Origin of the sequence: Salininema proteolyticum, from assembly GCF_042685645.1 — a bacterium.
GTDB classification, from domain to species: Bacteria; Actinomycetota; Actinomycetes; order Mycobacteriales; family Micromonosporaceae; genus Salininema; species Salininema proteolyticum.
In genome coordinates this window covers 1,497,166-1,517,702 of record NZ_JBHUNX010000001.1, presented here as the reverse complement: position 1 = coordinate 1,517,702, position 20,537 = coordinate 1,497,166, and the positions used below count along the sequence as shown (strand labels likewise).

Genomic DNA, 20,537 nt, shown 5'->3' with positions numbered 1-20,537 from the left:
AGAAGACACATGAGCACTGACAACGGCGCGAACGCCGAGAACCCGAACCGCAAGGACTCCACCTACGACGGCGCCACCCCGGAGGCCCCGGCCAGCGAGCAGCCGCGCCGCCGCAAGCGGGAGCAACCGCTGCTGATGGTGCACACGGGAACGGGCAAGGGCAAGTCCACCGCCGCCTTCGGCATGCTCCTGCGCGCCTGGAACCAGAACTGGCCCTCGGCGGTCTTCCAGTTCGTCAAGAGCGGCAAGTGGCGCATCGGCGAGCAGGCCGCCGCCGAGAAGCTGGGCGGGATCGACTGGTTCAAGATGGGCGACGGCTGGTCGTGGACCAGCCGCGACCTCGGCGAATCGCGTGACCTGGCCGTCGAGGGCTGGGAGGAGGTCAAGCGCTGCCTGGCCGAGGAGCGCTACCGCTTCTACCTGCTCGACGAGTTCACCTATCCCATGAAGTGGGGTTGGGTCGACGTCGACGAGGTCGTGGAGACCCTCGCGAACCGGCCGGGACTGCAGTACGTCATGATCACCGGGCGCGACGCGCCGCGGAAGCTGGTCGACGCCGCCCAGCTCGTCACCGAGATGACCAAGGTCAAGCACCCGCTCGACGAGGGTTACCGGGGCCAGAAGGGCATCGAATGGTAGCCGGTCCGGCGCGGTTCATGATCGCGGGCACGCACTCGGGGGTCGGCAAGACCCTCCTGTCGGCCGGGATCATGGCGGCGCTGCGCGAAAGAGGACACGCGGTGGCCCCCTTCAAGGTCGGCCCCGACTTCATCGACCCCGGCTACCACTCCCTGGGCGCCGGCGTGCCCGGGCGGAACCTGGACGCGTTCATGCAGGGCTCCGACCGGATCGCCCCGCTGCTGCTGCACGGCGCCGCGAGCGCCGACGTGGCCGTGGTCGAGGGCGTCATGGGCCTGTTCGACGGGCGCGGCTCGACCGACGAGGCCTCCAGCGCCCACATCGCCGAACTGACCTCCACCCCGGTGGTCCTGGTCGTGGACGCCTCCTCGGCCTCGCGCTCCGTCGCGGCCCAGGTGCACGGCTTCCACACCTTCCATCCGAGGGTGCGGCTGTCGGGCGTGGTGTTCAACCGCGTCGGCTCCGACCGCCACGAGGCGCTCCTGCGCGACGCCGTGGAGCAGGTCGGCCTTCCGGTTCTGGGCGCGGTGCGCCGCCACGACGCGTTGAAGGTCGACTCGCGGCACCTGGGGCTCATTCCCGCCGCCGAGCAGAGCGTGGACGCCGTCGACACCGTCAAGGCCGCCGCCGCGATCGTGGCCCGGGAGGTCGACCTGGACCAGCTGATGCGCCTCGCCTCCGAGGCGGGGCCGCTGGACGCCGCACCGTGGGATCCTGCCTCCGCGGTGCGGCGCCCGGCGCGGCCGGTGCGCGTCGCCGCCGCCTCCGGCGCGGCGTTCAGCTTCCACTACGCCGAGCACTCCGACCTGCTGCGGGCGGCGGGCGCCGAGGTGGCGCCGTTCGACCCGCTGCAGGACGAGGCCCTTCCGGAGGGCGCCGGGGCGCTGTACATCGGGGGCGGCTTCCCCGAGATCTACGCCGAGCGCCTGGCCGCCAACGAGAGGCTGGGCGCCGACATCCGCCGCGCGGCCGAGGCGGGCATGCCCGTGGTCGCCGAGTGCGGCGGCATGCTGTACCTCTGCGAGACGCTCGAGGGCCGGCCCATGCTGGGGCTGCTGGACGCCTCCGCCTCGTTCACCTCGCGCCTGACCCTGGGGTACCGGGAGGCCGCGCTCGGCAGCGACGGCCTGCTGGGGCGTGCGGGGCTCAAGGTGCGCGGGCACGAGTTCCACCGGACGGCGACCACGCCCTCGGCGGGGCCGTCCCCGGCGTGGCTGATCGACGGCCACCGCACCGAGGGCTTCTCGACTCCGTCGATCCACGCCTCCTACGTCCACCCCTCGTGGGTGGGGACGCCGGAGCTGGTCGACTCGTTTCTGTCCGCCGCGGTGAAAGGGGTGAGGGCATGACCGGCACTCTGACCGGGGTCGGCCTGGGCCCGGGCGACCCGAAACTGGTGACCATGGCCGGGGTGGAGGCGCTGCAGAACGCCGACACCGTCTACGCGCCGGTTTCGGTGACGACCGAGGGCGAGGGCTTCGCCGAGAAGATCCTCTCCGCCTATGTCGCGCCCGAGCGCGTCGTCCGGCTGCCTTTCGCGCTGCGCGGTCCCGAGCGCGAGGAGTCGTGGAGGGACGCCGCCCGCGTCGTGGCCGAGCCGCTGCGCGACGGGGGACGCCTGGCATTCGCCACCATCGGCGACCCGAACACGTACTCCACGTTCACCTACCTGGCCCGCGAGGTCGCCGACCTCGTTCCCGGGGCGGCCGTCGACACCGTCCCCGGCGTCACCGCCGCCTCGCTGCTGGCCTCACGCGCGGGCACCGTGCTGTGCGAGCACGACGAGCCGCTGACCATCGTCCCGGCCACCGCCGGTGAGGACGTCCTCGACCGGGCCCTGGCCGGCGAGGGCACCGTGGTGATCTACAAAGGAGGCCGCCACTTCGACCGGCTGGCCGAGAAGATCGAGGCCACCGGGCGCGTCCGCGAGATCGCCTTCGGCACCCGCCTGGGCACCGAGGGCGAATCCGTGTCCAAGAGCCTCCCGCAGGGCCGGGAGCACTACCTGTCCACCGTCATCGTCCGGCTTAAGGAGAACGGCGCCCATGGCTGAAGTCTGGTTCATAGGAGCGGGGCCGGGAGCCGCCGACCTCATCACCGTGCGGGCCTCCCGCCTCATCGGAGCGGCCGACATCGTCGTGTGGGCCTCCTCGCTGGTCACCGAGGACATCCTCGACTACGCCGCGAGCGGGGCCGAGATCCACGACTCCAAGGTCCTCACCCTGGAGGACGTCCAGAAGATCTACGCTCGCGCCGCCGAGGAGGACCTCACCGTCGCCCGTGTGCACTCCGGCGACCCGAGCCTCTACGGCGCCGTGCAGGAGCAGATCGAGACCGTCGAGTCCTACGGGCTGGACTGGGAGATCGTCCCCGGCGTGACCTCGGTGGCCGCCACGGCCGCCGCGGCGGGCAAGGAGCTGACGATCCCCGAGGTCGCGCAGTCGGTCGTCTTCACCCGCATGGCCACCCGCACGCCCATGCCCGACGGCGAGGACATCCGCTCCTTCGCCGAGCACGGGACCACCATGGCGCTCTTCCTGTCCGCCTCGCGGCCCAAGAAGCTCCAGGCCGAGCTCATCGCCGGAGGCTACGCCCCCGAGACGCCGTGCGTGGTGGGCTACCGCGTCTCCTGGCCCGAGCAGGAGGTCCGCCACTGCCGCCTCGACGAGCTGGCGCGGACGGTGCGCGACATGAAGGTCTCCATGCACACCATGGTGCTCGTCGGCCCGGCCCTGGGGGCCAGCGGCAAGCGCTCGCACCTGTACTCGCCGACGTTCTCGCACACCTACCGCCAGGTCGGAAGGGGCGAGTCGCAAGGGGCGCGGGACGATGGCTGAAGGACAGGGCGCCGCCCGCCGGCGTTCGCTCCCGTCACGGCTCCCCAGCCGCGCCACCTCCGGCCCCGTCCACGCCGACCGCGCCAGCCGGCCCCCGGTCAAGGACCGGGATCTGGTCGAACCCGACCTGCCGCGCACCGCCAAGGCGCGCGACGCCAAGAAACTGCGCGAGGGGTTCACCACCGGCGCCTGCGCCACCGCCGCGGCCAAGGCCGCCGCGCTCGCGCTGGTATCCGGGGTGCCGCGCACGCTCTCCGACATCTGGCTGCCGGCCGGGCGCCGCCACCAGTTCGCGGTGGAGCGCTGCGACTTCCTCGACGAGGACACCGCCGAGGCCGTCGTCGTCAAGGACGCCGGGGACGACCCCGACGTCACCAACGGCGCCCACCTCACCGCCACCGTCTCGCGCTCGGCCGACCCGGGCGTGCACATCTACGGCGGGCCCGGCGTCGGCCAGGTGACCCGGCCCGGTCTCGGCCTGGAGATCGGCGGGCCCGCCATCAACGGCACGCCGCGCCAGATGATCCGCATCGCGCTGGAAGAGGTCGTCAACCCCTACGAGGGCCAGGGCTTCGACGTGGTCGTCTCCGTCCCAGAGGGCGAGCGGATGGCCAAGCGGACCACCAACGCCCGACTGGGCATCCTCGGCGGCATCTCCGTGCTCGGCACCACCGGCATCGTCCGTCCCTTCTCGACCGCTTCATGGCGGGCCTCGGTCCTGCAAGCCGTGGACGTCATGTCCGCGCGGAACATGCCGAGCTGCGTGCTGACCACCGGCGGGCGCACCGAACGCGGGGCCATGCGCCTGCTGCCCGGGCTCGACGAGGGCTGCTTCGTCGAGGTCGGCGACTTCACCGGCGCGGCGGTCGAGCGCTGCGTCGAGAAGGGCCTGGGGCGGCTCATGTTCGTCGGCATGGCCGGAAAGCTCGCCAAACTCGGGTCGGGCGTCATGATGACCCACTACACGCGCTCTCGCGTCGACACCGGCTACCTCTCAGAGGTCACCTCGCGCGTGGGCGGCTCGCCGGAACTGACCGACGAGGTCGCCGCCGCCAACACCGGACGCCACGCCTACGAGCTGTGGAAGGCCGACGGGTTGCTGGAGACGGCCGGGGACGCGCTGTGCGACGACGTCGCGGCCAACCTCGCCGGCTGGGCCAAACACCACGGCGGCGACGTCGACACCGCCGCCGTCATGGTCGACTTCGACAGCCTCGAACCGGTCGCCTGGTCGGCCCGCGCCTGGCGGCACGTCGGCGACGCCGACGGCGACTACGGACGGTTGAGGAGGTCGACGGCATGATCGAACGCCTCACCGTCATCGGCGTCGGTTACGACGGCGTCCCGGCCGCGCCGGTGCCCGGCGACGCCTCCGTCATCGTCGCCGGCAAGCGGCACCTGGAGCGCTTCGCCCCGGAAGGCGTCGCCACACTGGCGATCACCACGAGCATGGACGCCGTCTGCGACGAGATCGAAGAAAGCGACGGGCACGCCGTCGTGCTCGCTTCGGGCGACCCCGGCTGGTTCGGCGTCGTCCGCTCCCTGGGCGAGCGCTTCGGACCCCACCTGCTGGACGTCAGACCCGCCGTGTCCTCCATCGCCGCCGCCTTCGCCGCGCTCGGACTGTCCTGGGAGGACGCCGTGGTCGTCTCCGCCCACGGGCGCTCCCCTCGCCCCGCGCTCGCGGCGCTGCTGCGCAACCCGAAGACCGCCGTGCTGACCTCCCCCGAGCACGGGCCCGACCACTTCGTGCGCGAGTTGGTCGCCGCCGGGGCCGACGAGGGGACGATCGCCGTCGTCGAACGGCTCGGCCACCCCGACGAGCGGATCGTCGAGAAGGAGCTGCTGTCGGCCACCGGCCCGTACGCCGACCCGAACGTCCTCGTCTTCCTGCGCCAGGACGAGTCGCGGAAGAGCACGCTCGCGCACACCGCCGCCTCGCGGCCGTGGGGGCGCCCGGTCACCGACTTCGTCCACCGCGACGGCCAGATCACCAAGCCGTCCGTGCGGGCCCTCGCGCTCGCCCACCTCGCCCCGGGGCCCGGCAGGCTCTTGTGGGACATCGGGTGCGGATCGGGGTCCGTGGCCGTCGAGGCTGCTCACCTGGGCGCGGGCGTCATCGCCTTCGACAGGGACCCCGAACAGGTCGACCGCACGCGCGCCAACGCCGCCGAGCACGGAGTCCACCTGGGGCTCAAGACGGGCCACGCTCTGGAGGTCCTGCCCGGACTGCCGACCGCCGACGCGGCCTTCGTCGGCGGAGGGGGACTCGACCTCCACTCGATCATCGCCCACCTCGCCGAGAGGGAGGTGGAGCGGATCGTCGTCGCCCTGGCCACCGTCGAACGCGTCGCCGAGGCCCACCAGCAGGTCTCGGACCTCGGATGGGACGCCGACACCGTCCAACTGTCGGTCAACCGGCTGGCCCCGCTGGCCGGCGGCCACCGACTCGCCCCGGAGAACCCGGTCTTCCTCATTACAGGAGAACGAACACCTTGAGCACACACACTCACGACCACCGAACCGCCGACGCGCCGAACCGAAGCGGGCGAGACCCGCACCGCGTCACCGTCATCGCGGCCACCGCCGCCGGGCGGGCGCTCGGCGCGCGCCTGGCCGAGAGCCTCGGGGGCGCCTTCGCCGAGGGCAGGCCGTCCGAGGCCCTGGCCGAACACTGGCCCTCCAGCGGCCGGATCGTCATGGTCATGGCCGCCGGGGCCGCCGTGCGCCTCCTCGCCCCGCACCTGGGGTCCAAACAGGATGATCCGGGCGTGGTCTGCGTCGACGACACCGGACGCCACGCGATCGCACTGGTCGGCGGGCACGAGGGCGGAGCCAACCAGCTGGCCGGGCGCGTGGCGCGTTTCCTCGCCGTGGAACCGGTCATCACGACCGCCTCGGAGAACGCCGGACTGCCGAACCTCGGCGAGCTCGGCGGGGAACTGGGGCTCAAGGCCGAAGGCGACATCGCCGCCCTCGGCGGGCACCTCGTCTCCGGCGGATCCGTCCGCCTGGAGCGCGAGACCGCCTGGCCCACCGGGGCCCTCCCCTACGACCTCACCGACGACGCCGACGCCCCCGCGCTCGTGGTCTCCGACCGCGTCCGCGACGCCTCCTCACCCGCCGTCTTCCTGCGCCCGCCCAGCCTCCACCTGGGTATCGGCTCCTCGCGCGGCGTCTCCGCCGAAGAGGTCGGGAAACTCATCGACGAGACGCTCGCCGAGGCCGGCCTGTCCCCCGCCTCGGTCGCGGGCGTGGCGAGCATCGACGTCAAAGCCGACGAGGAGGGCATCACCCAGGCCGCCGTCCAACGCGGCTGGGAGGTCGTCTACCACTCCGCCGAAGAGCTGAACGAGGCCGACGTCCCCAACCCGTCCGCGGTGGTCGCCCAGACGGTCGGAACGCCCTCCGTCTCCGAGGCCGCCGCGCTCCTGCACGGGGACGAACTGGTGGTCCCCAAGCGCCGCAGCGCCATGGCCACCGTCGCCGTCTCCCGCCGGGCCCCGCGCGGACGGCTCGCGCTCATCTCGCTCGGCCCCGGAGCCGACGACCTGACCACGCCGCGCGCCCAGCACGAGCTGGGCCTGGCCGAGGTCGTCCTCGGCTACGGCGCCTACCTCGACGCCGCCGCCCCGTGGATCGGACGCGGCACCGCCGTGGAGCGCTTCGCCCTGGGCGAGGAGGAGAAGCGCGCGCGGCGGGCCCTCGAACTGGCCCGCGAGGGGCGCGCCGTGGCCATGGTCGGCTCCGGCGACGTCGGCGTCTACGCCATGGGCTCCCCGACCCTGGAGATCACCGGCGACGACATCGACGTCGTCTCCGTCCCCGGAGTGACCGCCTCGCTGGCCGCCTCCTCGATCCTCGGCGCCCCCTTCGGCCACGACCACTGCCACATCTCGCTGTCCGACCTCCTCACCCCGTGGGAGGTCATCGAGAGGCGGCTCCACGCCGCCGCGGCGGGGGACTTCGCCGTCGCCTTCTACAACCCGCGCTCGCGCGGACGCGACTGGCAGCTGTCCAAGGCCCGCGAGATCCTCCTGACCGAGCGCTCCGCGGACACGCCCGTCGGGATCGTCAAGGACGCCGAGCGCCCGAACCAGGAGGTCCTCCTGACCACGCTGGGCGAGTTGGACGTCGAGCAGGTCCACATGACCACCGTCGTCCTCGTCGGCAACTCGCGCACCCGGTACATCGCCGGGCGCATGGTCACGCCCCGGGGATACCGCGACCGCCATGAGGATTGAGGACCGCTTCACCGTCACCGACGCCTGCACGGCGTGCGGCGCGTGCCTGCGCACCTGCCACCTGAAATGCCTGCGGATCGAGCTGGGCGGCCCGAAGCCGCCGCTGACGATCCTGCAAGAGGTCTGCGACGGGTGCGGCGAGTGCGCCGAAGTCTGCCCCGCCGAGGCGATCAAGCCCCTGAAGGAGATCGAGACATGAGAACCATGGGACGCCCCCGCGTCCACGAGATCGAGGTGGAGAGCATGCGCCGGCTGCGCGCGCGCCGCGACCTCTCGCACCTGCCGCCGCTGACGCGCGCGGTGACCGAGCGGATCGTTCACTCCGCCGCCGACTTCCGCTACGCCGACGAGCTGGCCATGGACGAGGCGGCGCTCGCGGGCGCCTGGGACGCGCTGGAGTCCGGCGCTCCCATCGTCGCCGACAGCCGGATGGTCGCCGCCGGGGTCACCTCCACCGAGGTGTACGTGCCGCTGGCCGAGCCCGAGGTCCCCGCCCTGGCCGAGGAGTGGGGCACCACGCGCAGCGCCGCCGCCGTGAGGCTGGCGGCCGCGAAGGCCGGCCCCGGCGCGGTCTGGGTCGTGGGCAACGCTCCCACCGCCCTCGAGGCCGTTCTCGTCCACGCGGAGGCCCCGGCGCTCGTCGTCGGCCTGCCGGTCGGCTTCGTCGGCGCCGTCGAGTCCAAAGCGGCCCTTCGGGAGTCGGGACTCCCGGCCGTCTCCAACACGTCCGAGCTCGGCGGTTCAGCGGTGGCCGCCGGGTGCGTGAACGCACTGCTCTATATCGACCGCTCGCACAAGGAAGGTGCTCATCAATGAGCCACATGGTCATGATCGTCGGACACGGAACCGTGGACGAAGAGGGACAGGCCGAGTGCCACAAGCTGGTGGAGGCCGTCCGGGCCGCCCGCCCGGACGTCCGGGTGGAGACGGGGTTCCTGGAACTGTGCCCGCCGCCCATCACCGACACCGTCGCCCAGGCGGTCGCCGACGGCGTCGACCACATCACCGTCGTGCCGCTCATGCTGCTCGGCGCGGGGCACTCCAAGGGCGACATCCCCGCCGCGCTCGAACTGCAGCAGCGCCAGCACCCCGGTTTGAAGTTCACCTACGCCTCGCCGCTGGGCGTGCGCCCCGAGCTCGTCGAGGCGGTCGACGAGAGGGTCGCCGCAGCCGTCCCGGAGGGTGAGCGCGAGCAGACCGGCGTGGCGCTGATCGGGCGCGGCACGACCGACCCGGACGCCAACGCCGACCTGGCCAAGGTCGCCCGCCTGCTGTGGGAGGGCCGTTCCTGGCACGAGGTGCAGGCCGGGTTCGTCAGCCTCGCCGACCCGTCGGTCCCGGCCACGCTGGACCGCCTCAGGGCCCTGGGCTCCAAGAAGATCGCCGTGACCCCGTACTTCCTGTTCACCGGGGTCCTGGAGCGCCGCATCCGCGCCCAGGCGAACGAGTGGGCCGAGTCCAACCCGGACGTCGAGGTCGTCCACGCCGAGTACTTCGGCCCCGCCGAGACGGTGGCGCGACTGGTGTGGACCCGCGCCGACGAGGCGATGAAGGGCGAGGCGCACGCCAACTGCGACACGTGCCTGTACCGGGCGAAGCTGCCGGGCTTCGAGGACAAGGTGGGCGCCCCGCAGACGCTGCACTTCCATCCGGACGACGACCACACGCACGGTCACCACCACCACGACCACGGCCACTCGCACTCGCACTCGCACGGCCACTGATCGGATCGCCATGACGCTGACCTACATCTCCGGGGCGACCCGCTCCGGCAAGAGCGCCCACGCCGAGTCGCTGGCACGCGCCTCCGGTCGTCCCGTCGTCTACCTGGCTACGGGACGGGCCGCCGACGAGGAGATGCGCGAACGCATCGAGCTGCACCGCGCGAGACGGCCGGCGTCATGGCGGACGGTGGAGACCGCGGACCTCTCCGCGGCGCTGGACACTCTGGACCCGTCCTCGGCCGTTCTCGTCGACGACCTCGACGGGTGGATGACCGCCCGGATGGACGCGCGCGGCATGTGGGGCGAGGGCGACCACACGGCCGCGCGAAAGGAGATCCTCGCCGAGGCCCGGACGTGGATCGGGGCCGCCGCTTCGCGTCCGGGGCCGGTGTTCGCGGTGGGCGGGCAGCCCGGATGGGGGCTCCTGCCGCTGGACGCGCCCACGCGCGCGTGGGTCGATCTGCACGGCGAGGTGGCGACGCTGGTGAACCAGTCGGCCTCGGAGGCTCTGCTCCTCGTCCACGGCAGCGCCGTCCCGCTGCCGCGCGGCGGCGGGGAGAGCGGTGTCGAACCGCCGCCCGTAGGCGAAGAGACTCCCTCCGACGACGAGATGCTGGCCGACCACGGGGACACGCAAGTGCCCGACGGCTGCGTCGACCTGGCGGTCAATGTGGAGCCCGGTCCTCCTCCGTGGTTGGCCGAACGGCTCATCCGCGCCCTCCCGTCGGTCAACGGCTACCCGAAGGTCGACCGGGCCCAGGCCGCCGCCGCCGCGCGGCACCGGCGCTCCCCTTCGGAGTGCGTGGTGCTCAACGGTTCGGCCGAGGGCTTCGAACTCGTCGCGCGCGCGGTGCGGCCGCATCGCGCGGTAGTCGTGCATCCGACGTTCACCGAGGGCGAGGCCGCCCTGCGGCGGTGCGGGGTGCCCGTCGAGAGGGTCTTCCGGGATCCGCGCGACTGGTCGCTGCGTCCCGAAGACGTCCCGGAATCGGCCGATCTGGTCCTCCTCACCCGCCCCGACAACCCGACCGGGGCGCTCGACCCGGTGTCCGCCGTGGAGGCCCTCACTCGCCCCGGCAGGACCGTCGTCGTCGACGAGGCGTTCATCGACTTCCTTCCCGAGCTGGACGAACTCGCCTCCCGGGGGGACCTTCCGGGTCTGGTGACCCTCCGGTCTATGACCAAGATGTGGGGCATCGCCGGGCTGCGGGCCGGCTACGCGACCGCTCCGGAACCCGTCGCCGCGACCATGCGCGAACTCCGGCAGCCGTGGAGCGTGAACACCCTCGCCGCCGAGGCGCTCATAGCCGTGTGCGGGGCCGAACAGACTAGACGGGGCCGGGCCGAGGATGTTGCGGCCCGCCGCGAATACCTCTATAACGTATTGAAAGGCATTGCGGCGCTTGAGGTATGGCCTGGCGCGGCCAACTACCTCCTGATTCGCTCCCCCCTTCCGGATCTGCGGGAGCGCCTCATCGCCGACGGATTCGCCCCGAGACGGGGTGAGACCTTCCCCGGTCTGGACCGTCGCCACCTGCGCCTGGCCGTGCGGACTGAGGACGTCAGCGACGCCCTCGCCGCGGCCGTCAACCGCCACTTGCGTGAAAGGACCTGACGCGAACATGTGCATCGAGAAACTCAGACAGCTGTGCGCAGCCATAGAACCCGTCGACGAGGAGGCCCGTACCGAGGCGCGACGCCGCCACGACCAACTGGCCAAACCGCAGGGCGCGCTCGGCCGCCTCGAAGAGCTCGGAGCGCGCCTCGCCGCCGTCGCCGGCGCCTGCCCGCCGCCCATCCCGGTCAACCCCGCCGCCGTCATCTGCGCGGGAGACCACGGCGTCCACGCCCAGGGCGTCTCCCCGTGGCCGCAGGCGATCACGCGGCTCATGCTCGAGAACTTCGTCAAGGGGGGCGCCAGCGCCAACGCCCTCGCCGAGGTCTACGGGGCCACCGTCACCGTCGTCGACGCCGGCGTCTCCGGAGAGTCCTCCCCTTCCACCCGGGTCGAGCGTGCCCCCGTCCAGGGGCCGACCAAGGACCTCAGCCTCGAACCGGCCATGGCCAACGAGACGTGCACCGTCTCCCTCTCCTTCGCCTCCTCGGTCGCCGACGACCTCATCGACAAGGGAGCCGACGTCATCATCCCCGGCGACATGGGAATCGCCAACACGACCTCCGCCGCCGCGCTGATCGCCGCCTACACCGGGAAGACCGCCGCCGAGACCACGGGGCGCGGCACCGGCATCGACGACCAGCTGCTCAAGCTCAAGACCGAGATCGTCACGAAGGCGCTGGAACGCCACGGCGCCGGCCGCGACGCGCTCACCACGCTCGCCTCCTTGGGCGGCCTCGAGCACGCCGCCATCACCGGCCTCATCCTCACCGCCGCCTCGCGCCGCGTTCCGGTCATCATCGACGGCGTCAACTGCGTGGCCGCCGCGCTCGCCGCCCAGGCCCTGCAGCCGCGCTCGGTCGGCTACATGGTCGCCGGGCACCGCTCGGCCGAGCCCGGCGCCACGGTCGGGCTCGAGCACCTGGGCCTCGAGCCCCTGCTCGACCTCGACATGAGGCTCGGCGAGGGCACCGGCGCCCTGACGGCCTATCCTCTTCTCAAGGGGGCCGCCGCGCTGCTGAACAACGTGTCGACCCTCCAGGAACTCGGAGTCTGAGGCCTCCGGACCTCACCGGCCGGCGCGGGTTCCCCGCGTCGGCCGACCCACGTCTAGAAAGCGATGGCCATGCGTGACGCCCTGGGCTTCCTCACCACCCTGCCCGTCAAGTCCACCCGGGGACCGGGACGGCGGTCCCTGGCCTGCTTCCCGCTGGTCGGCCTCGTCGTCGGGCTCCTGTGGACCGCCGGGGCGTTCGCGGGAGACTTCATCGGCGGGCCGCTCGTCGCCGCCGCGGCCGTGCTGCTGGTCGACCTCAAGGTCACCGGCGGATTCCACCTCGACGGCGTGGCCGACACCGCCGACGGCCTGGCCACCAAGCACCGTCCCGAGCGGATCCAGCAGGCGATCAAGGACTCCCGCATCGGCGCCCTCGGCTCGGTGACGGCGACGACGGTTCTCATCGTCCGTTTCGCCCTCCTCGCCTCGCTGGCCGCGCTGCCCGGATGGTGGTGGCTGCTGCCGGCGATCCCCGTCTGCGGGCGGCTGGTCAGCCTCTGGATGATCTCCCGGAGCCGCGAGCGCGAGGGATCCTCTGCCGCCGGTCTTCGGGACATGGCGCGCGGCCTGCCGGTCGCCGCCGCCCTCGCCGGGACCGTCCTCGCCCTGGCCGCCGCCCTGCACCTGGCCCATATGCCCTGGTGGTATGCGGTTCCCATCGTCGGTGCCGCCGTGGCGGGCGGCGAAACGCTCTACCGCTCCTGGGAGAAGCACCTCGGAGCCCACGGCGACATGCTCGGCGCGGCCGCCATCGCCGCCGAGGTCATCGCCGCGGCCGGGATCCTCGTCGTGGCCGGGCACCTCTAGACCGCTTCTGAGCGGAAACTCACCGATACGTCAATGGTGTTTTAAGCACGGTCGTGCTTTAATGGCGGTATGGGAAAAGGCGATGACACCCGCCAGGCGATCCTCGACGTGGCACTCCGCCTGGCCCGGCGGCAGGGACTGTCGCGGCTGACGATCGGATCGCTGGCCGCCGAGGCCGACATGTCCAAGTCCGGCGTCTGGGCGCACTTCAAGTCCAAGGAGGCGCTCCAGCTGGAGTGCATGGAGGCCAACGCCGCCCAGTTCCTCGACGAGGTCATCCGGCCCTCCCTGGCCGCGCCCAGGGGCATCACGCGCCTCAACTCCCTCGTCACGCACTGGATGAACTGGTACTCCAAGCCCGGGGGCTGCCTCTTCGTCTCCACCGCCAGCGAGTTCGACGACCTGGACGGGCCGCTGCACGACAAGATGGTCGCCGACCAGAAGGACCTGCTCGACTGCATCGCGCAGATCGTGGGCACCGCGATCACGGAGGAGGAGCTCGCTCCCTCCGACACCGCGCAGGTCGCCCAAGAGGTCTTCGGCATCCTGGTGACCTACAACTGGGCCCACCGCATTCTCGAGCTTCCCGACGCCGAGAAGCGAACCTGGACCGCGCTCGACCGGATCATCGACTCGCTCCGCGCCTGAGCCGGAACGCTCTCCGACAGAAAGTACGAACACCCATGGCACAGGACAGCAAGAAAAAAAGCACGACCGTGCAGTCCAATCCGGCGGCGAACATGCTCTTCACCGTCCTCGACTACACCGCCCCGGGCCTCGCCGCCGACATCATGCTCCGCCAGTGGTGCAAGATCCCGCCGAACCCGCGCAAACGACTGCGCGGCCCGCTCCCCAAGGGGGCGAAGCAGCTCTCCTTCCAGTTCGGCTCGACCGAGCTCTGGGGCTGGGAATGGGACCGCACCGGCGGCGAGGGCCCCCTGGCCTTCGCCTTCCACGGCTGGGGCGGCTGCACCGGCGACACCCAGCGCCTCGCCGAGGTCATGGTGGACAACGGCTACCGCGTCATCTCCTTCGACTCCCCCAGCCACGGCAACTCCGGTCCGGGCCGGCTCGGAGAGAAGAGCAGCCACGGCGTCGAGGTCATCGAGACCTGGACGGCGCTCATGGAGCACTACGGGATTCCCGACGTGGCGCTCGCGCACTCCTTCGGGTGCTTCTCGGCCGTCGAGGCGCTGCAAGAGGTCGGCGCGCCGATGGAGGAGACCGGACTGATCCTCGTGGCGCCCTGGACCGGCGGTCCGCGCGCGTTCTACGACACCCTCAGCTCCTACGTCTCCATCGGTCCGCGCGCGATCAAACGCTTCATGCCGAAGCTCGACCGCGTGACCGAGTCGGCGATCTCCACCATCGACCTGACCGCGCAAGAAGTGCCCTCGCCGACCCTAGTACTGCACGACACCTGGGACCGGCCCAACCCGGTCAAGTACGGGCAGAAGCTGGCCGACGCGTGGCCGAACGCTGAGCTGGTCGTGTCCGAGGGGCTGGGACACCGGCGCATTCTCGCCGACCCGTCCGCCATCGCCGCCGTGGAGCGCTTCCTCAAGGACTTCGACAACAGGCGGGCCTGAACGGCGAAGGGACGACCGGACCCCGCGCCGGCGCTCTGTCGACGCGGCCCCGTTGTCCCACCAACATTGAAGGGCGCGAAGGTATTCACTGAATGAACGCCTTCGCGCCCTTCGCCGTTCTCCGGGCGCCTTCGCGGCCTGAGGAACGTATCGTCTCGGAGTCCGGACTTCGCCGCGCCCGTGACCTTCGAAAACCCTCAGGGGCCGACGGGTCGAAGGCACCGTCCAGGGCTCGGCACGCGGACGAACTGGGAATCACTGCAGCCGAACAATGAACGACATATCAGGTATTGAGTTGGTGTTGACTTCGCCCGCAATGCGCCATACCGTGAAGTTCCGTTACGCCCCTTTGCAACTCCGCAAGCATAGGAATCTCCCACGTGAACTCGAAGAACCGGTCCCCTGTCCTCTACATTCTGCGCGCCGCACTCGGCCTCGCCGTCCTCCTGGCCGGCACCCTGGTCGTCGCGGCCCCGTCCTCCGCTTCCAGCACGCTAACGCCGGTCGGCGGCGGTACCGGACTCATCTTCCGCATGAGCCCGAGCCCGGAGAACCCGACGTCGTTCCACATCTGCACCCTCACCGCCGTCGGCTATGACCGGACCGGCAACCTGGTAGGGCTGACCAACGCCCACTGCTTCTACGACGAAGAGGGCAATAAGCTGGTCGGCGCGGAGGTCTACCGCGACGAATCGCCGGCGGGCACGGCGCTCTCACCGGCTCCGCTGGAAGAGAGCAGCCCCGACCTGGAGACCGGGGCCATCGGCACGGTCACCTACGTCAGCGTTCCCAACAACCTGACCAACACCGGCCCCAAGGGCCTGGACTTCGCGGTGATCGACCTGGACGAGACCAGGGTAGAGCCCACTGACACCATCGGTTCGACCACGATCACCTCGATCGGGGAGCCGCCCGGCAACGGCGTGCGGATGTGCAAGCAGGGCCACCGAACCGGACTCACCTGCGGCATAAAGCTGGGCACCCACGAAGACTGGTTCGTCCATCTCATCTGGACCGACGGCGGTGACTCCGGCGCGCCCGTCGTCGTCGGGGAGACGCTGGTCGGCAACGCCTGGGGCGTCCAGCACAGCTCGCCGATCCTGAGCATCATCGAGGAGATGAACGAGGTCGGCGGAGTCGGCGCCGGCTTCCACCTCGCGACCTGAGCCGTCCCGAAGCCCACCACGAGTCAACGAACTTCGTCATGCCCGCGCAGAAGCGCGGAGTCCCACCGCTCTCCCAGGAGGACATGTTGAGTGAGCAGCGCTCCAACCGCAGAGACTTCTTCAAGAATATCGGCGGCCTCTCGGCCGCATTGGCGCTGGGCACCGGAGGTGCCCTAGCGGCGGCGGCACCCGCCGCAGCCGCCGGCGAGGGATTCGGCCTGCGCATTGTGGACCGGAACGAGGACGATCCCCGAATGTGGTACTACCGCTTCGCGACCGACGCGATCGGCTGGGACCCCGGCGTCAACGTCCTGCTGCCCGACGACTATCACACCAGCGGACGCACCTACCCCGTGCTCTACCTCTTCCACGGCGGGGACCAAGACTTCATCTTCTTCGACCGAGAGGGCATCCGCGCCTGGACGGCCGGCAAACCGATCATCGTCGTGATGCCCGACGGCGGACGCGCGGGCTGGTACTCCAACCCGGTCAGCTCCAACGCCGGCCCCCGCGACTGGGAGCACTTCCACATCGCCCAGCTGCTGCCGTGGGTCGAGGCGAACTTCCGGACCTTTGCCGAGTACGACGGCCGCGCCGTGTCCGGGTTCTCGATGGGCGGCTTCGGCGCCTTGAAGTACGCGGCCAAGTACTACGGGCACTTCGCCTCGGTGAGCTCCCACTCCGGCCCCGCCAGCCTGCGACGCGACAACGGGGCGGTGGTCCATTGGGCGAACGCTTCGTCCGCGGCCGTGGAGCTCAACGGCGGCACTGTCTACGGCACTCCCTGGGACGAGAACAGGGTCACCGCCGACAACCCGGTCCAGCGTATCGAGAGCTACCGGAACAAGCGGGTGTTCATGGCCGCCGGCACCAGCCCCGAGACCGTGTGGGACTGGTTCAACGAGCACCACGTGCTCAACGGGCAGAGGGAGTTCCGCGGTCTCCTCGGTGAGGCCGGGATCCCTCATGAGTGGCATGAGGTCCCTGGCGGCCACTTCGTCCGCCATGACCTCTTCATTCGTGACCTCGACGGTATGATCGCCCGGCTCCGCAAGGCGTGACCGGCGGATCGGCGTGGCCGTGGTCGTGGACATCGAACCCGGCCACGGCCACGCCGACGGGCGCCGTCGATCATGGTCCGCCGATCTTGCTATCCGGTATTTCTCGTGGCCGAGTTCAGCGAGGAGCAACAGACCCTCTTTTACAGTTCATGCCAACGTCGAGCGGGACGGATTCCATCTTCGCCTCTGGTAGGTTCCTCGATCTGTGCGGCCTCGGCGCGCAACCTGACCATAGGCGCAAGTGTCACCGCCACCGCCGTCAGCCGGCCTTCTGACGAGGACGTCGGAACATCCGGGCCAGGCGTTCGACGATGAAGGCGAGCGCGAAGGCCTGGACCATGCCGGCGAGCGTGGAGAAGGCGAACAGGGCCGTCACCGAGTCGAACCCCGGTACCGGCAGCAACATGAGGGCGTTCGTGAGATACGAGGTGGGGCACGTGACGAAGAACAGGAGAATGCCCGGGAAACCGATGGGACCTTCTGCCGTGACGACTCTTTCGATCTCAACTGCCAGTACCGCGACGACAAGGAACAAGTAGACGGAGCCTACGATCGTGGCTGTCCGTCCAAAATAACGCTTCATAAATACATACTAGGGATCCCCTGCCACCGAGGACCGTCTGACCCGCCGACCACCGCCCGAACCCGGCCCGTCTTCGTCCCTGTACGCAGTTGCCCCGTCCTGAAGCCGTTCCCGATCATCAGCGCCCTATATCAACGTCTCCGCAGCTGACATGCTCCGATTCCCCTCCCCTGAAGCCGCCCGTCTAGTGCATCGCGGATTCGTTCCCGCTAGGTGTCGGCCCGTACCTACCGTGGCTCTCACTCGCTGAAGCGAACCGGACCACTGAGCTACGCACACCTTCAGTTACGCGACAGTATGTTTGGTATATTCGAGCTGCCACAGAAGTCGATCCCCACTTCAAAGGAGCGATGATGAGGTCTCTACATGGACTCCCCAACCCGTACTTCTTTCTCATTGCGGCTCTCACTGCGTCCATATCGGCAGTCGATTCCCCTTCTTGGGCGCTGGCCGTCTGGGCCGCAATACCGGCACTGTTGACCGCAGCGGCGATTCACGGGGCCGTTCACGCGCGCCGACAGGCGAGTGCCGCAGTAGGACTCGTCCAGTCCGAAAAGGTCTGAGCAGATGGCCGACGAGGATCGGTATCAGCTGCTGATCTGGGCCATAACCGCTCTCTATACGTTCGTCTGGATCATTTTCGGTGTCATCGCCTTGGCCTTCGACCTACCTTTGTGGGCAGGGCTTCTGCTGGGAATCCCCTTCACGATGGGCATTCTCAAGCTAAGGGACGGCGTGGAAGAGAAGTACGGCTCTTGACTTGATCCCTGGGCCCTGAGCACAGGAAAGGTGGGTCTAGGGCGTGGAGACCCCTTCTTCAAGCGGGCCGGTTCTATTGGAACCGCCCACGCGTGTGGGCCAGGGGCGATCGCATCCAGACCCGACAGGTACGCATCGAGCCCTTCGCAAGGGCGGCCGCCGTCGCCCGAAGTATCTAAGCCCGTGGGCTCCTACACTTTTATGCCGGGAAACTCTTGCCTGCCGTGCCCGGTTTTCCTTTTCGTCAACAATCACCAGATTGAACGACAATATTGTCGATGATGACCGATCGGAACCGGCTTTTGATGCTTGGCGCAACGCTTGCCGAAAGTCGGGGCGCGGCGCCAGACAGTAGCGCAAGAGACGGCGAAATTTGTGCTGCATCTGGTCATCGTTCGGTGTATGTTATTCCGTTCCAACAGCGGATTTATTTCATTCCACAGAGGATATATCGGACACGTCATGGCATGGAAGACAACCACTGACGCACTACAGTCCGTTAAAGACAGGATGGACTCGCCTTTGGAATCTACAAACGATAGTCTATTACGGCCGTATCAGGGTTAACTGGCCAACGACACAATGGCGACTTCCTATGCCGCCAGGTAAAATAGATGTAAGTGTCAGTTCCCACTATTTCGGGCGTTCCGCCGGCGGCACGAGGAACGCAGGTTTTCCAGTCAACGTGACGATCGGAGCCAGGAGAAGTATACCGGGCAGTAGAATGCCAAATATATAGACGCGAAGATACAGTGACAGCATATCCGCGATAGTCGTCATGTCTCCCCCGAAAACAGCCGCGATGAGGGCGATGTCCATGGGTACGGCGAGAAACCCGAAAACCAGACACACCACAAGTATCGAACGATGCATTTTAGAAGTGAAGGCACTGGGGAGCGGGAATCTGGCGTAGCCCTTCTTAACGTACGCCACCACCTTGGGATTCCCCTTCCACACGAGGACTACCATCACCAATCCGACCACAAAAGCCACCGTTGAGAACGAGGCGATTTTAAAGAGGTCGGATATCTCCGCAGGCTGGCCCGACACGCTAATTCCTTTCAACTACCCGCACATGGGACCGGGCGCATCCCCACCCGACCCTAATGCATTCTATTTTGTAAATATGAGGACTCCGCTCATCTTGTCATGTTGTATAGATCGGAATATTCGCCATCAACGACAGTGTTCCAGCCATGGCATACGAGCGTCCCGCTCATTCGAACATGGAGGTATCGCTGGGCATGTCACCAATGGAATCTACGATGCGGATGTGATGCCACGTTGGGAGCACCACAACATCAGTGCGTCGACCTTGTTCATCGTTCCTGCGTAATATTCCAGGATCGGGCAGGCGCGACACCGATCCGGAAGACCTCCACCGCTAGACTCTCAGCGCTCGCTCTCCATCACCTCTGCGGCGCTACGATGGAGCGATGCGAGAAGAGGTGCTCTCCGACGGGAACATGGCCCCTGTAATCAAGGTCGGCGACACCGTGCGGTGAGTCCGCGCCTCTGGGACTTCGCCTATCTCGCCTACCGACTGGTTCCATACGCGGAAGACGCTGACGGATTCGATCCAGAACTCTTCGGCCGTCCCCGGGACCGTTTGCGCATGCTCACCGACGCCTACGGTACCGAGATCGATCCTGCAGAGGTAATGGCCGTTATGGCTCGTCGGCTGGACGAACTGGCGGACTTCTCCGAGCAGCGGGCCGCGGAGACCGGACGGCGGGACCTCCTCGCCCACGCGGCGATGTACCGGCGCGACGCGCACGCAGCCGCGAAAGGGCTGTTCAAGTAGCAGGGTTCCGACATCGACGACCTGTACAACGACCGGACGGCGCGGGCTCCCCCTTCGTATGCTGTCCTCATGCGTCTCTCGAAGCTCTCGCTCGCCCTGTCCGCCGGTTCGGTCTCCGTCCTCATTTTGGGCGCCTGCCAGACGCAGCCAGTGAACGTTCACGACGAGTGGACCAACCAGTCCGCCTACCGGGAAGCCGAGAGCATCGCCGCCGACTCGGTCGCCGGCCTTGAGGACTTCCCCGGCTTCTCCGCCCGGACCTGGGACGAGGACTACTGCGGTGAGGGCTGGGACGAGAAAGAACCGGTGGAAGGCTACACGAAACCGGGCCTCACCTATACCTTCGGCGAAGAGGCCTCCCAAGATCCGAACGTGCGCACCGCCTACCCCGACATGTTGGAGGAGCACTGGAAGGAGCTCGGCCACGAGGTCGAGCGCCGCGAATCCGAAGGCGGCGACAACGTGACCGTCATCGGCACCCGCGACGACGGAATGAACATGATGTACCAAGTCGCGAGCATCGCGACCTTGCAGGTCTGGGTCGACGAGTCCTACTGCGTCGAGTTCACCGGCCCGGTCGACCCGACGGAACCCCTGGGCGAGGGGATCGACGCGGACAGCGACGATATCGACCTCGAGGGCTGGTGGTGAC

The 20,537-nt window shown here is 69.1% G+C and carries 22 protein-coding genes; 20 read left to right on the top strand and 2 right to left on the bottom strand.

Translation table 11 applies throughout. The features are described 5' to 3' along the window. Positions 1-9 precede the first annotated feature (9 nt). From cobO to ACFTE1_RS07055, 17 genes are all read left to right on the top strand, one after another. Positions 10-639 carry a cob(I)yrinic acid a,c-diamide adenosyltransferase gene (cobO, locus tag ACFTE1_RS07135; RefSeq protein ID WP_380625765.1) on the top strand — a complete coding sequence of 210 codons (630 nt, stop codon included), beginning with the start codon at positions 10-12 and terminating at the stop codon, positions 637-639. Then, complete coding sequence (locus ACFTE1_RS07130) at positions 633-1,988, top strand: cobyrinate a,c-diamide synthase (protein WP_380625763.1); 1,356 nt, start codon at positions 633-635, stop codon at positions 1,986-1,988. Before cobO ends, ACFTE1_RS07130 begins: the two co-directional genes overlap by 7 nt. After that, positions 1,985-2,692 (top strand): precorrin-2 C(20)-methyltransferase, encoded by a 708-nt coding sequence (gene cobI / locus ACFTE1_RS07125; protein ID WP_380625761.1) that lies wholly within the window; start codon positions 1,985-1,987, stop codon positions 2,690-2,692. Before ACFTE1_RS07130 ends, cobI begins: the two co-directional genes overlap by 4 nt. Further along, on the top strand, positions 2,685-3,476 hold the full coding sequence (cobM, locus tag ACFTE1_RS07120) for a precorrin-4 C(11)-methyltransferase (RefSeq protein ID WP_380625759.1): 792 nt from the start codon (positions 2,685-2,687) through the stop codon (positions 3,474-3,476). The genes cobI and cobM overlap by 8 nt, the downstream gene beginning before the upstream one ends. Next, on the top strand, positions 3,469-4,779 hold the full coding sequence (locus tag ACFTE1_RS07115) for a cobalt-precorrin-5B (C(1))-methyltransferase (protein ID WP_380625757.1): 1,311 nt from the start codon (positions 3,469-3,471) through the stop codon (positions 4,777-4,779). Before cobM ends, ACFTE1_RS07115 begins: the two co-directional genes overlap by 8 nt. Further along, positions 4,776-5,975, top strand: coding sequence for a precorrin-6y C5,15-methyltransferase (decarboxylating) subunit CbiE (gene cbiE / locus ACFTE1_RS07110; protein ID WP_380625755.1), 1,200 nt, complete (start codon positions 4,776-4,778; stop codon positions 5,973-5,975). Before ACFTE1_RS07115 ends, cbiE begins: the two co-directional genes overlap by 4 nt. Then, on the top strand, positions 5,972-7,720 hold the full coding sequence (cobJ, locus tag ACFTE1_RS07105) for a precorrin-3B C(17)-methyltransferase (RefSeq protein WP_380625753.1): 1,749 nt from the start codon (positions 5,972-5,974) through the stop codon (positions 7,718-7,720). Before cbiE ends, cobJ begins: the two co-directional genes overlap by 4 nt. Continuing rightward, positions 7,710-7,919, top strand: coding sequence for a 4Fe-4S binding protein (locus ACFTE1_RS07100; protein WP_380625751.1), 210 nt, complete (start codon positions 7,710-7,712; stop codon positions 7,917-7,919). The genes cobJ and ACFTE1_RS07100 overlap by 11 nt, the downstream gene beginning before the upstream one ends. 5 nt (positions 7,920-7,924) lie before the next feature. Further along, a complete protein-coding gene (locus ACFTE1_RS07095; protein WP_380625824.1) occupies positions 7,925-8,536 on the top strand; it encodes a precorrin-8X methylmutase in 612 nt (203 codons plus the stop codon). Then, a complete protein-coding gene (locus tag ACFTE1_RS07090; RefSeq protein ID WP_380625748.1) occupies positions 8,533-9,444 on the top strand; it encodes a sirohydrochlorin chelatase in 912 nt (303 codons plus the stop codon). The genes ACFTE1_RS07095 and ACFTE1_RS07090 overlap by 4 nt, the downstream gene beginning before the upstream one ends. 10 nt (positions 9,445-9,454) lie before the next feature. Then, entirely contained in the window at positions 9,455-11,059 is a 1,605-nt protein-coding gene (locus ACFTE1_RS07085; protein ID WP_380625746.1) for a bifunctional adenosylcobinamide kinase/adenosylcobinamide-phosphate guanylyltransferase, read from the top strand. Between the two features lie 7 nt (positions 11,060-11,066). After that, the gene (cobT, locus tag ACFTE1_RS07080; protein ID WP_380625744.1) at positions 11,067-12,116 is read left to right on the top strand and encodes a nicotinate-nucleotide--dimethylbenzimidazole phosphoribosyltransferase; all 1,050 of its coding nucleotides are present in this window, start codon (positions 11,067-11,069) and stop codon (positions 12,114-12,116) included. A 69-nt stretch (positions 12,117-12,185) separates the two neighbouring features. After that, positions 12,186-12,923 carry an adenosylcobinamide-GDP ribazoletransferase gene (cobS, locus tag ACFTE1_RS07075; protein ID WP_380625742.1) on the top strand — a complete coding sequence of 246 codons (738 nt, stop codon included), beginning with the start codon at positions 12,186-12,188 and terminating at the stop codon, positions 12,921-12,923. Positions 12,924-12,992: 69 nt separating this feature from the next. Further along, the gene (locus ACFTE1_RS07070) at positions 12,993-13,571 is read left to right on the top strand and encodes a TetR/AcrR family transcriptional regulator (protein WP_380625740.1); all 579 of its coding nucleotides are present in this window, start codon (positions 12,993-12,995) and stop codon (positions 13,569-13,571) included. 35 nt (positions 13,572-13,606) lie between these two features. After that, complete coding sequence (locus ACFTE1_RS07065; protein ID WP_380625738.1) at positions 13,607-14,512, top strand: alpha/beta fold hydrolase; 906 nt, start codon at positions 13,607-13,609, stop codon at positions 14,510-14,512. Between the two features lie 380 nt (positions 14,513-14,892). After that, entirely contained in the window at positions 14,893-15,678 is a 786-nt protein-coding gene (locus ACFTE1_RS07060; protein WP_380625735.1) for a peptidase S1, read from the top strand. Positions 15,679-15,761: 83 nt separating this feature from the next. Then, a complete protein-coding gene (locus tag ACFTE1_RS07055; RefSeq protein WP_380625822.1) occupies positions 15,762-16,739 on the top strand; it encodes an alpha/beta hydrolase in 978 nt (325 codons plus the stop codon). A 259-nt stretch (positions 16,740-16,998) separates the two neighbouring features. Here ACFTE1_RS07055 and ACFTE1_RS07050 read toward each other — a convergent pair whose 3' ends face one another. Beyond that, positions 16,999-17,322: an SCO4225 family membrane protein gene (locus ACFTE1_RS07050; RefSeq protein ID WP_380625732.1), complete on the bottom strand. Its 324-nt coding sequence runs from the start codon at positions 17,320-17,322 to the stop codon at positions 16,999-17,001. Between the two features lie 567 nt (positions 17,323-17,889). Here ACFTE1_RS07050 and ACFTE1_RS07045 point away from each other — a divergent pair. Continuing rightward, positions 17,890-18,081 carry a hypothetical protein gene (locus ACFTE1_RS07045; protein WP_380625730.1) on the top strand — a complete coding sequence of 64 codons (192 nt, stop codon included), beginning with the start codon at positions 17,890-17,892 and terminating at the stop codon, positions 18,079-18,081. Between the two features lie 633 nt (positions 18,082-18,714). Here the strand turns inward: ACFTE1_RS07045 and ACFTE1_RS07040 are convergent. After that, entirely contained in the window at positions 18,715-19,131 is a 417-nt protein-coding gene (locus tag ACFTE1_RS07040; RefSeq protein WP_380625729.1) for a hypothetical protein, read from the bottom strand. A gap of 451 nt (positions 19,132-19,582) precedes the next feature. Here ACFTE1_RS07040 and ACFTE1_RS07035 point away from each other — a divergent pair, with 451 nt between their 5' ends. Together ACFTE1_RS07035 and ACFTE1_RS07030 are read left to right on the top strand one after the other, a co-directional pair. Further along, positions 19,583-19,885, top strand: a complete 303-nt coding sequence (locus ACFTE1_RS07035) for a hypothetical protein (RefSeq protein WP_380762636.1) — start codon at positions 19,583-19,585, stop codon at positions 19,883-19,885. A gap of 69 nt (positions 19,886-19,954) precedes the next feature. Then, entirely contained in the window at positions 19,955-20,536 is a 582-nt protein-coding gene (locus ACFTE1_RS07030) for a hypothetical protein (RefSeq protein WP_380625724.1), read from the top strand. The last annotated feature ends 1 nt before the right edge of the window (position 20,537 follow it).